This window comes from Pseudomonas alloputida, from assembly GCF_021283545.2.
Classification (GTDB): Bacteria; Pseudomonadota; Gammaproteobacteria; order Pseudomonadales; family Pseudomonadaceae; genus Aquipseudomonas; species Aquipseudomonas alloputida.
In genome coordinates, this window is record NZ_CP128540.1 from 5,570,598 (window position 1) to 5,581,893 (window position 11,296).

Below are 11,296 nucleotides of genomic sequence, written 5' to 3' on the forward strand. Positions count from 1 at the left end.
CCTGTTTGCGAGCCCAAAGCCCCGCCAATGGTTTGCTCGAGCTGAGATTGGCAGCTTCACGCCAGATTGAGAACCAATTGCTAGTCACCCTTGCTTCTCGGCCATAGAGCTCATTTCGTCTTTATAGCTTCGACGTCATAGTAGGAGCCATCTTTAATCACACAATAAAATACTATAGGTTCAGTTCCCCCTCCAAAACTATGAAACGCCGCATTTACTTTTAACCGTTCGACAGCGCCATCGCGCTCCTCGCTATCTACGATCCATTCTCTGACCGTGTTCGTCGACTGGATGGAGCCTGCACCGGAAACTCGTCTCTGCAAATCTTGTATGCATGCATTTACGAGCTCATTTCTTGCCTTGGGTCTGTAAGCGTCGCTAAGCCGTATGACGCAGTCCTGGGTCTTCAAAATAATTTCAGCACGCTCCTTTGAGCCCAGCTCTTTGGAATCCATCATCGTTGCAAGTTGGGTACTCAACGAGTCCTTCATCGATGCACTGAAATCTACCCCTTTAGACTTGGTCGCATCCGCATACTGAAAAGCGCCTTTGAATGCGGCGGTTACATCTGCCGAATACCCAAGGCCACATGCCTTAATCGCCTGATCAACTGGTGCAACAGATCGATAGGGAGAAAGGCCTGAACAAGCTGACAAGAACACAGCGGAAAGCAACCAGATATGACTACGCATTAACAATTTCTCCACCCCCAAATAATGGCACTAAGCCACTATACCACTTATTCGACGTATAGGTTTGGCCAGAGTGGCAGGCGCCACTTGCGAGCATCCACCCAACGCGAAAATGTCATTAATAGTAGGGCTGAGCTAACTGAGCGCTGACAGCTGGGAACACCTTGGGCATGCGGCTTGGCTTCATGAACACCGATGAGCTTGGTATTGCAACGTACTGGCCATGCGGCTGCTGAATCATCATTTAGAAAAGCCGTGAGGTTTCCACTGCCATCAGCGCATAGGAAGGCCCGACGACCGGGCCTGAGAGCCCCCCGACGATAGTGGCAGCATGCCTCTAGCTATTTTGTTAAATTCGGCAACACGCCATAGGGACATAGCCAGCAATGGACAAGAAATCACTTTCCGAGCGGGACATCTGCAGCAAATACATCGCTCCAGCCATCCAGCACGCTGGGTGGGACATGCACAAACAGGTGCGTGAAGAGGTCAGCTTCACCAAAGGCCGGATTATGGTCCGTGGCAAGCTTCACAGCCGGGGCGAAGCACGCCGTGCAGACTTCATCCTCTACCACCAAGCCAACCTGCCTATCGCTGTGATCGAGGCGAAGGATAACAAGCACTCCGTTGGCTCCGGCATGCAGCAAGCGCTTGGCTATGCAGAGGCGTTGGATGTGCCGTTCGTGTTCTCCAGCAATGGCGATGGTTTTCTCTTTCATGATCGCAGTGGGACAGACAGCAAGGTCGAAACTGAACTCTCCTTGGATCAGTTCCCTAGTCCTGCCGAACTTTGGCACCGCTACTGCCAATGGAAGGGGTTGGACAATGCTGTTCAACACAAGATAGAAGCGCCCTACTACGACGACGGCTCCGGACGTATGCCGCGCTATTACCAAATGAACGCCATCAACCGCACCGTTGAGGCGGTAGCGCGCGGGCAAGACCGCGTTCTGCTGGTAATGGCAACTGGCACCGGAAAAACCTACACCGCCTTTCAAATCATCTGGCGACTGTGGAAATCGAAACAGAAAAAAAGAATCCTGTTCCTTGCCGACCGCAACATCCTGGTCGACCAGACAAAGAACAACGACTTTAAGCCCTTCGGCCAGGCGATGACCAAAATCGCCAGACGCCAGATAGACACCTCCTACGAAATCTACCTGTCGCTCTATCAGGCGGTGACTGGTGCTGAAGAAGAGATGAACGTCTACAAGCAGTTCTCCCGCGACTTCTTCGACTTGATCGTGATCGACGAATGCCACCGTGGCAGCGCCGCCGAGGACTCCGCCTGGCGCGAGATTCTTGGCTACTTCTCCAACGCCACCCATGTCGGCCTCACCGCAACACCGAAGGAAACCAAAGAGGTGTCCAGCATCACCTACTTCGGTGAGCCGGTGTACAGCTACACCCTCAAACAGGGCATCGAGGACGGTTTTCTCGCGCCCTATAAAGTGGTGCGGATCGACTTCGACAAAGACCTACAAGGCTGGCGCCCCCCCAAGGGTATGCTCGACAAGAATGGCGAGCTGATCGAAGACCGCATCTACAACCTCAAGGACATGGATCGCACTCTGGTCATCGAAACGCGCACCCAACTGGTGGCGCAGAAGGTCACCGAGTTCCTCAAGGCCTCCGACCCGTTCCAGAAAACCATCGTCTTCTGCGACGATATCAATCACGCCGAGCGTATGCGCCAGGCCTTGGTCAACCTGAACCCCGAGCGCGTGGCTGAGAACCGCAAGTACGTCATGCGCATCACCGGCGATGATCAGGAAGGCAAGGCCGAGCTGGATAACTTCATCAACCCGGAAGAGCGCTACCCGGTCATCGCCACCACCAGCAAGCTGATGACCACCGGTGTCGATGCGCAGACTTGCAAGCTGATCGTGCTCGACCAGCACATCAAGTCGATGACCGAGTTCAAGCAGATCATCGGCCGTGGCACCCGCATCAATGAAGATTTCGGCAAATACTGGTTCACCATTATGGACTTCAAGAAGGCCACCGAGCTTTTTGCCGACCCAGCTTTCGACGGAGACCCAGTGGTGGTCTACGCCCCCGAAGGCAACGAGCTACCAGTCCCGCCCGACGATTTACTTGAAGGCGATGGCATCAGCGCAGGGAGTGATGGAGAAAGCGATGATTTGGATTTTACCGGCGAGGAAGACGGCAAGAAGCTCATCAAATACGTCATCGACAGCATCCCGATCTATGTCATCGCCGAGCGTGTCCAGTACTACGGGCCGGATGGCCGACTGATCACCGAATCGCTGCACGACTACACCCGTACCTGCGTGCAAAAACAGTTCGCCTCGCTGGACGACTTTCTGCGCCATTGGAGTGATGCCGAGCAGAAAAAGGTCATCATCGACGAAATGGCAGCCCAAGGCGTGATGTGGGAAGCCCTGGCCGAAGAAGTGGAAAAGAAACAGGGCAAGCCACTCGATCCGTTTGACTTGATCTGCCACGTCGCGTTCGACCAACCGCCGCTGTCGCGTAAAGAACGCGCCGAACAAGTGAAAAAGCGTAACTACTTCGCCAAATACTCCGGTGCAGCGCGCCAGGTGCTGGAAGCGCTGCTGGATAAATACGCCGACACCGGCATTGAGCACATCGAGGACATCAAAATCCTCCAGCTCGATCCCTTTAACCAGCTCGGTGCACCCATCGAACTGGTTAAAGCCTTTGGCGGCAAAGCTGGCTACAACAAAGCTATCCATGAACTGGAAGACGCGCTGTACGCCAGTTAATCCGCTCTACCCGTTGGTTGGGCAACGGCGGAGCCTTGTCCACCTAAGCAGCCAACTCCATTACAATCCCCCGCTTTGCCACACCGATTGAGAATTCGTTATGTCCATCAGCTCCACCATCAAGTCCATCCAGGACATCATGCGCAAAGACGTCGGCGTCGATGGCGACGCCCAGCGCATTGGCCAGCTGGTCTGGCTGCTGTTCCTCAAGATCTTCGATGACCGCGAGCTGGAATGGGAACTGATGGACGACAACTACAAGTCGCCCATCCCCGACAGCTGCCGCTGGCGCACCTGGGCGGCCGACCCGGAAGGCATGACCGGCGATGCGCTGAAGGACTTTATCGACAACAACCTGTTCCCGCAGCTGCAGAACCTGCACGAATACAGCAACACACCCTCGGCCTTTGTGGTGCGCAGCGTGTTTGAAGACGCCTACAACTACATGAAATCCGGCCAGCTGCTGCGCCAGGTGATCAACAAGATTCAGGAAGGCGTGGACTTCAACAGGGCCCAGGAACGCCACGAGTTCGGCAACCTCTATGAACAATTGCTGCGCGACCTGCAGAACGCCGGCAACGCCGGTGAGTTCTACACACCTCGACCAGTCACCGAATTTATGGTGCGCATGGTTGATCCCAAGCTGGCTGAAAAGGTCATGGACCCGGCCTGCGGCACCGGCGGCTTTCTCACCTGCGCCATCGAGCACAAGCGCAGACGCTATGTAAAAACCGCCGAAGACGAACGCACCTTGCAGGCCAGCATTTTTGGCGTGGAGAAAAAACCGCTGCCGCACCTGCTGGCCACCACCAACATGATCCTGCATGGCATCGAAGTGCCCAGCCAGATCCGTCACGACAACACCCTGAGCAAACCGCTGATCAGCTGGGGCCCAAGCGAGCGCGTGCATTGTATCGTCGCCAACCCGCCGTTCGGCGGCATGGAAGAAGACGGTATCGAAACAAATTTTCCTGCCGCTTTCCGCACCCGGGAAACCGCCGATTTGTTCTTGGTATTGATTATGCAGCTGCTCAAAGATGGTGGCCGCGCCGCAGTGGTACTGCCCGATGGCTTCCTTTTTGGCGAAGGCATCAAAAGCCGCATCAAGGAAAAGCTGCTCACCGAGTGTAACCTGCACACCATCGTTCGCTTGCCCAATGGCGTGTTCAACCCCTACACCGGCATCAAGACCAACCTGCTGTTCTTCACCAAAGGCACACCGACCAAACAGGTGTGGTTCTACGAGCACCAATACCCGGCAGGCGTTAAAAACTACTCGAAAACCCGCCCCATGCGCATCGAAGAGTTTGCCGTGGAAGAAGCCTGGTGGGGCAGCGAGGCCGATGGCTTTGCTGCTCGCGCGGAGAACGCATTTGCCTGGCAAGTCAGCGTCGAAGAGCTGCAAGCGCGCAACTGGAACCTGGACTGCAAAAACCCGCATACCGGCGAGCAGGTCAGCCACGACCCGGACGAACTACTGCGCAACTACGCCAGCGTGCAAGACGAAATCAGCGATCTACGCGATCAGCTTAAAGCGGTATTGGCCGAAGCCCTGAGGCGCAAGGTATGACGGCGCTACTCATCGACAACCTGCCGCTGCTGGCCGGTGCACCCAATGGCATCAGAAAGTTGCGCGAGCTGATTCTGGAACTGGCGGTGCGCGGTAAGTTGGTACCGCAAGAGCCTAATGATGAGCCGGCCAGTGAGTTGCTAGCGCGAATTGCCTTAGAGAGTGCACAGCTAGTGGCGGGGGGTAAGGCAAAGAAAGGAAATGTTAAAGCTGGCGTAGTAGCGCAAGGTCTAGACAGCGCTGAACTACCCACAACTTGGATATGGACATCGTTCGATGATCTAATAAATCCAGAATACCCAATCGCTTATGGGGTCCTTGTACCGGGGCCTGATGTAGCAGATGGAGTTCCTTTTGTTCGAATTGCTGATCTTGATTTGGTGGCACCGCCACATAAGCCCGAAAAGTCAATAAGCCCAGAAGTTGACCGCCAATATGAACGGACTCGCATTCGCGGCGGCGAAATTCTTATGGGGGTAGTTGGCAGCATCGGGAAACTGGGTATTGCTCCTGAAAGCTGGGCCGGCGCCAACATTGCCAGAGCTATTTGCCGTGTAGTCCCCAGTGTGCATGTCTCGAAGGACTACATAATTTGGTTGCTACAAAGTGACCTTATGCGAAAGCAGTTCTTGGGAGATACTCGAACCCTCGCCCAGCCAACATTAAATGTTGGCCTGATTCGTAGTGCCGCGGCACCTCTGCCTCCCCTCGCCGAACAACACCGCATCGTTGCCAAAGTCGAAGAACTAATGGCCCTATGCGACCGCTTGGAAGCCCAGCAGGCCGACGCCGAGTCCGCCCACGTCCAACTGGTGCAGGCGATGCTCGACAGCCTGACCCAAGCCATCGACGCCGCCGACTTCGCGACCAGTTGGCAGCGCCTAGCCGAGCACTTTCACACCCTGTTCACAAACGAGTTTGCCATCGACGCCCTCAAGAAAACCCTCTTGCAACTTGCCGTGATGGGAAAGCTTGTCCCGCAAGACGTTACTGACGAATCCGCCAGCGAACTGTTAAAACGCATCGAGGGAGAAAAACAGCGGTTGGTGAACGAAGGATTGATGAAAAAACAAAAGCCATTGGTGGAAAGTACAAGCGGGCAAATCAAACCCGCACTGCCTTCTTCGTGGAAATGGGTACCTCTTTTAGACATAACAACGGGTATGGATTCTGGATGGAGCCCTGCATGTCTTGGTAATAGTTCGCCTTCTGATGATGTGTGGGGGGTCCTCAAAACAACAGCAGTTCAGGTAATGAGCTATCTACAACACGAAAATAAAGAGCTACCTAGCCACCTTGAACCTCGCCCTGAGGCAGAGACTAAGGTCGGTGATATACTATTCACTCGGGCTGGCCCTATGAACCGCGTGGGAATTTCTTGCCTCGTTGAAAGTACGCGCCCGAAATTAATGATTTCCGACAAGATCATCAGGTTTCATCCTGTTGAGCTGGGTGTTTATGGAAGGTTTGTCGCTCTTTGCTTGAACGCTGGAGAAACTGCCAAATATCTCGAACAGGCCAAGTCCGGCATGGCTGCAAGTCAGGTCAATATCTCGCAAGAAAAGCTGAGATTGGCTCCGATCCCGTTAGCACCGCTCCGCGAGCAACACCGCATTGTCACAAAGGTCGATCAGCTTATGAAACTATGCGATACGCTAAAGCAACAGATAAATGTAGCTCGCAGCAAGCAAACAGAGCTATTAGATACCCTTATGGCTCAGGTGTAGGAAATTCGTTATGCGCCTGAAGTTGCTCTCAATCAGCCACTACAAAAACCTTAAGAATTTCAACTTAGAGTTTGATGGTGAAAGCTTCGTCGATCTATTTGTCGGTAAAAACGGAAGTGGCAAATCAAATCTTTTTGAGGCGCTGGTAGAAATATTTCGCCATCTCTACGAGTACGACAGGGAAAATATAGAGCCTAAATTCGACTACACTATTATTTATGATATCAACGATGTAGCCACAGAGATTATTTGGGAGGCAGGCCAGCTGACCATCAACGGCCGGGAGCGCTCAACCATTGGTGAAACACTGCTTCCCGATAACGTATTAATATACTATTCTGGGCATAATGAAATCATTAAAAACTTGGTAAGCGATTACGAAGAAACTTTCAGAAAACGCATAAAAAATGCTGACCTTGATGAAAGCCGCCACTTCATAGGTATCGGCCCCGAATACAAGGCCCTCTTAATGGCTATTCTGCTGATGCAAAAGCCAGACAATAAAGCCAAACAATTCATCTGCAAAAAGCTAGGCATAAATAATCTCGGAATAACTAAGCCAGGAGGAAGAGGACTAACTCAACCCGTTGTAAAACTTGAACTTAAGCGCCCATTGTACGCAAAGGGAAACAACTACAACATCATTAACAATGATGAGACTGACCGCTACTGGAAACCAGCGGGCATTACTAAAATATTCCTTGACCGCCTAACAAATTGCGTCAGCCAAGAAGCTGGTAACATGGCGTTAGCAGAGGGCTATTTTTCCTTGGAGGATCGCTACACCTTGTATTTCGACATTTCCAAAATTCAACAGGAATTTGTCGACCTTAACGCTCAGGAATTTTTCCGCCAATTCGACAATCTAAAAACACTTGGAATGTTGGCGGACATCGCAATACCACTCCAACTCTGCAATGGATTAGACGCTAGCATTACTAATTTTAGTGATGGTCAGTTCCAGTCGGTCTACATCTATTCCATCGTCGAGTTATTCAAAGACCGAAATTGTCTAACTTTGCTAGACGAGCCGGATTCATTCCTACATCCCGAATGGCAGTTTGAATTCCCGAAGCAAGTACTAGAGATCACTGATGCAGCGGCTAAAAGCAACCACATACTAATGAGTAGCCATAGTGCTTCGACCATCACGACTGCAAACGAAAACCTCATCAACTTATTCGAGCTCCAAGACGACAAGATTGTAGTCAATAAAGTCAATAAAGCAGACATCATAAAATCACTCTCCGCCGGTCTTATTTCTTTTTCTGAAAGTGAGGCCCACCTGAATATCCATCATGCTCTGAAAAACACGACAGGCGCCGTATTGTTTACTGAAGGCATAACTGATGAAATGATTCTGGAAACTGCATGGACGAAAATATTCCCAGCTCAGAAACGCAGCTTTGCAATCCAGAATGCTTTCGACAGGATTTTTCTGAGAAACCTTTTCTCACGTGAAGAGCTTGAAAAAAACTTCCCCGATCGAATCATGTTCGCTCTTTTCGATTTTGATGAGGCATATGATGATTGGAATGGTCTCAAAAAAGAAAGTGACTCAGAAACAGACCCCTACAAGGGTTTATCAAAACAACTCAAGTGTAAACATCATTATGCAATGCTGCTACCAGTCCCCGACATACAGGCATTGAAGCACCAAGTGCTAAACCCCGAAGGGAAACCGTGGGGTAAAGGCGCGCAATCTCACCTGCCTATTGAGTTGCTTTTTTACAAGGACGAATTTCTTGGCCAGTGGTTCCAGAAGAAAGCCACGCCCGGTGGTGGTGAGATAATCGAGTTTATCGGCGACAAGGTATCTTTTGCCAAAAACTTTGTACCCACACTAGAAGCCACATGCTTTGAGCCATTAAAGCTAGTGTTTGAGTTCATCCAGTCAAAATGCTAGACGCAGACAGCATTTTAATACTTTACAATAAAAGCCACGACGCTGACGCAGTAGTAATTAACCCTGCTCATCTCGTACGATGCATTCTTGAGCGCAGACCAGAACAGAAACCTGAGGCATTGAAACCACACTGACTTGGTTTCGGAAAAAATCCGCCTAAACACTAATTACTGAAGGGACAGACATACATCAGCCTGAAGATGGAATTAAGCTCAGCCAAAACCCTACAAGACCGAGATACGCTATACACAGACCACACCGGGGTTCTGCGAGTATCCTAGCTTAGCATTGAGCGCGGATAGATTGCTCCAGGCCCCGCCCTGCCAAGATGGACAGCCTACGATCGGTGCTACCGAGGGCCATAGAGAATCAATCATGTTCCGCTTCTTACTGAATGGTATTCCAATTAGTACTCCAAAATTTAATCAAACTTAAAAAACCCAATCACATCAATATAATATCTAATCTATTCAGATTACCCCGGCCAGTCCGAACATGCCGACCTGCTAGGCATCAAAGACTCTTCCAACGTAACCGCTGCGCTTAGCGTTTTCTGGCACGGCCGCCATGAGCAAAGTGTGTAACTACCCCACCCGCCCCCCTAAACGCATCGTACGCCGCTACCGGCAAGCTGATCCCCTCACGAACCGCACGAGCATAAGATTGCTCTTTACCCTTCGTAACCGATCCATGAACCCCACCTACCACAAGGTGGAAGCCAAAGTTACCGTGGCATCTCTGGCGAACAGTTCCATGGCAGCAGCGCTTCGTAGTCTGCTACCGATGAGGCGTGCGGCAGTCGCTCCAGGACGTGGCGCAGCCACGTATAGGGCTCTTGGCCGTTGACCTTGGCGGTTTCGACCAAGCTGTAGATCTGCGCGCTAGCCGTGGCTCCCTTGGGCGTGTCACTGAACAGCCAAGCTTTGCGCCCGATCACAAACGGCTTTATGGCCCGCTCTGCCAGGTTGTTGTCGATCGGCAGGTGGCCCGCCTCGACATACCGCTCCAGGCGGTTCCAGTTGTTTGCCAGGTAAAGCACCGCCTTGCCCAGTACGCTTTGCGGTGTCACCTGTGAGTGCGTCTTGTCGAGCCAACTTTTCAACTGCTCAAGGATCGGCAGGCTTCGTTCCTGACGACCGATGAATCGCTGTTCATCGCTGGCATCCTTGAGGTCGCGTTCGATGCCATACAGTTTGTTGATCATCGTCAGCGCAACATCGGCGCGACCGCTCTTGCCCTTAGGCTGCACCTTCTGCGCTTCGACGAATTTACGCCGGACATGCGCCATGCACGCCAGTCGTTCAACGCCCGGCTGTAGCGCCAACGCGTTGTAACCGGCGTAATCATCGGTCATCACGTAACCGCGATAGCCCTCCAGCAGGCGCAGCGGCACCTCCTGCGCGCGGCTGGTGGTGTAATCGAACAGCACGACTTGTCGATCAGGCGGGCCACTGGCCTGCACCCACATCCAGGATTGACTGGTCGGATCACGATCCGGCTCTTTGAGCACCTGCACGCGAGTTTCATCGCAATGGATCACCGGGCTTTCCAGCAGGCGGTCACGCATCAGGTTCAGCAGTGGCTGAAAGTGTTCGCTGCACTGGATGACCCAGCGGGCCAGGGTTTGCCGGGGGATCTCGATACCATGTCGGTTCAGCACCGTTTCGAAGCGGTGCAGCGGCAGGCCATCGACGTACTTGGTGGTTAGCAACATCGCCAGCACGCTGGGACTGGCCATGCTCTTTTCAATCAATTGGGCCGGCTTGTCAGCGGTGACCGGCGCGGTTTCGCAGCCACGGCAGCCATAGATTTTGCGTACGTGTTTAAGCACACGGATCTGCATCGGCACGATGTCGAGTTGTTCGCTGGTTTGCTCGCCAACCACGTGTTTGCGGCAACCACAGGCGCAAGTCAGTTCGTGCTCGGGCAAGTCATGAATGACTTCAATGCGTGGCAGGTCAGCCGACAGTGGCTTGCGTTTGCCGCGCTGCTTGCTTGGCGCAACAACTTCTTCGTCGGCATCATCAGCGGTAGGTACCCACTGACTTTCGGGTTCATTGAACAACGCCAGTTGGGGCGTGTTGGACTCGACGGTTTGCTCGGACTTGCGATTGAATAATCGGTCACGCAGCAGCTTGACCTGTTCTTTAAGGTCGACGATCTGACCTTTGTCGACCGTGCGCTCGGCCAACAACTGCGCAAGCAGTAGTTTGAGCGCGGCAGGGTCGTCAGGAAGGTTATCGGGCACTGAAATCATGGCCCGGATTATACCCGGTCAGGCGACGAAACGAGGAGTCAAAACCTGATGCGGACGGTTGCGCCAGAGATCGAAACCGTCGAGTAGCCAATTCAGTTCCTGGACGGTCAGTACGATAGCTTCGTCGGTCGCGTCGGGTGAAGTTTTGAAACGCTCGGCTTCGAGGCGCTTGAGCCAAAGGCAGAAGCCGTTGCGCTCCCAATACAACACCTTGATGCGGTTACGGGCTTTATTGAGGAAGACGAAAAGTACCGGGTCGAACACGGCGACCTTGATGTCCAGTTCGACCAGGGCAGTGAGGCCGTCGATGGACTTTCGAAAGTCCACGGGCTTGGGGTAGAGGTAGACTTTTTCGACTTTGCTGTCGGGGCGCATCATGGCGGGCTGGCTCCAG

At 52.7% G+C, this 11,296-nt stretch carries 7 protein-coding genes; 4 read left to right on the forward strand and 3 right to left on the reverse strand.

The window, feature by feature from the left end; all coding sequences use genetic code 11:
* Positions 1–110 precede the first annotated feature (110 nt).
* A complete protein-coding gene (locus LU682_RS25860; protein WP_061405709.1) occupies positions 111–692 on the reverse strand; it encodes a hypothetical protein in 582 nt (193 codons plus the stop codon).
* Between the two features lie 386 nt (positions 693–1,078).
* Between LU682_RS25860 and hsdR the strand changes: the two genes are divergently transcribed.
* The 4 genes from hsdR (at position 1,079) to LU682_RS25880 (ending at position 8,645) form a co-directional block, all read left to right on the forward strand.
* Positions 1,079–3,442 (forward strand): EcoAI/FtnUII family type I restriction enzme subunit R, encoded by a 2,364-nt coding sequence (gene hsdR / locus LU682_RS25865; RefSeq protein WP_010955376.1) that lies wholly within the window; start codon positions 1,079–1,081, stop codon positions 3,440–3,442.
* Between the two features lie 100 nt (positions 3,443–3,542).
* Positions 3,543–5,012 carry a type I restriction-modification system subunit M gene (locus LU682_RS25870; protein WP_010955377.1) on the forward strand — a complete coding sequence of 490 codons (1,470 nt, stop codon included), beginning with the start codon at positions 3,543–3,545 and terminating at the stop codon, positions 5,010–5,012.
* On the forward strand, positions 5,009–6,739 hold the full coding sequence (locus tag LU682_RS25875; RefSeq protein ID WP_010955378.1) for a restriction endonuclease subunit S: 1,731 nt from the start codon (positions 5,009–5,011) through the stop codon (positions 6,737–6,739). The genes LU682_RS25870 and LU682_RS25875 overlap by 4 nt, the downstream gene beginning before the upstream one ends.
* A gap of 10 nt (positions 6,740–6,749) precedes the next feature.
* On the forward strand, positions 6,750–8,645 hold the full coding sequence (locus LU682_RS25880; RefSeq protein WP_232885747.1) for an AAA family ATPase: 1,896 nt from the start codon (positions 6,750–6,752) through the stop codon (positions 8,643–8,645).
* A 724-nt stretch (positions 8,646–9,369) separates the two neighbouring features.
* Here the strand turns inward: LU682_RS25880 and LU682_RS25885 are convergent.
* Positions 9,370–10,902 (reverse strand): IS66-like element ISPpu15 family transposase, encoded by a 1,533-nt coding sequence (locus LU682_RS25885; RefSeq protein ID WP_010951895.1) that lies wholly within the window; start codon positions 10,900–10,902, stop codon positions 9,370–9,372.
* 18 nt (positions 10,903–10,920) lie between these two features.
* On the reverse strand, positions 10,921–11,280 hold the full coding sequence (tnpB, locus tag LU682_RS25890; RefSeq protein WP_009687920.1) for an IS66 family insertion sequence element accessory protein TnpB: 360 nt from the start codon (positions 11,278–11,280) through the stop codon (positions 10,921–10,923).
* Between the last annotated feature and the right edge of the window lie 16 nt (positions 11,281–11,296).

Bases quoted from the DNA above. Each gene is read 5' to 3' on its own strand.
- LU682_RS25860 (WP_061405709.1), bottom strand. From the start codon at position 692: ATGCGTAGTCATATCTGGTTGCTTTCCGCTGTGTTCTTGTCAGCTTGT.
- hsdR (WP_010955376.1), top strand. From the start codon at position 1,079: ATGGACAAGAAATCACTTTCCGAGCGGGACATCTGCAGCAAATACATC.
- LU682_RS25870 (WP_010955377.1), top strand. From the start codon at position 3,543: ATGTCCATCAGCTCCACCATCAAGTCCATCCAGGACATCATGCGCAAA.
- LU682_RS25875 (WP_010955378.1), top strand. From the start codon at position 5,009: ATGACGGCGCTACTCATCGACAACCTGCCGCTGCTGGCCGGTGCACCC.
- LU682_RS25880 (WP_232885747.1), top strand. From the start codon at position 6,750: ATGCGCCTGAAGTTGCTCTCAATCAGCCACTACAAAAACCTTAAGAAT.
- LU682_RS25885 (WP_010951895.1), bottom strand. From the start codon at position 10,902: ATGATTTCAGTGCCCGATAACCTTCCTGACGACCCTGCCGCGCTCAAA.
- tnpB (WP_009687920.1), bottom strand. From the start codon at position 11,280: ATGATGCGCCCCGACAGCAAAGTCGAAAAAGTCTACCTCTACCCCAAG.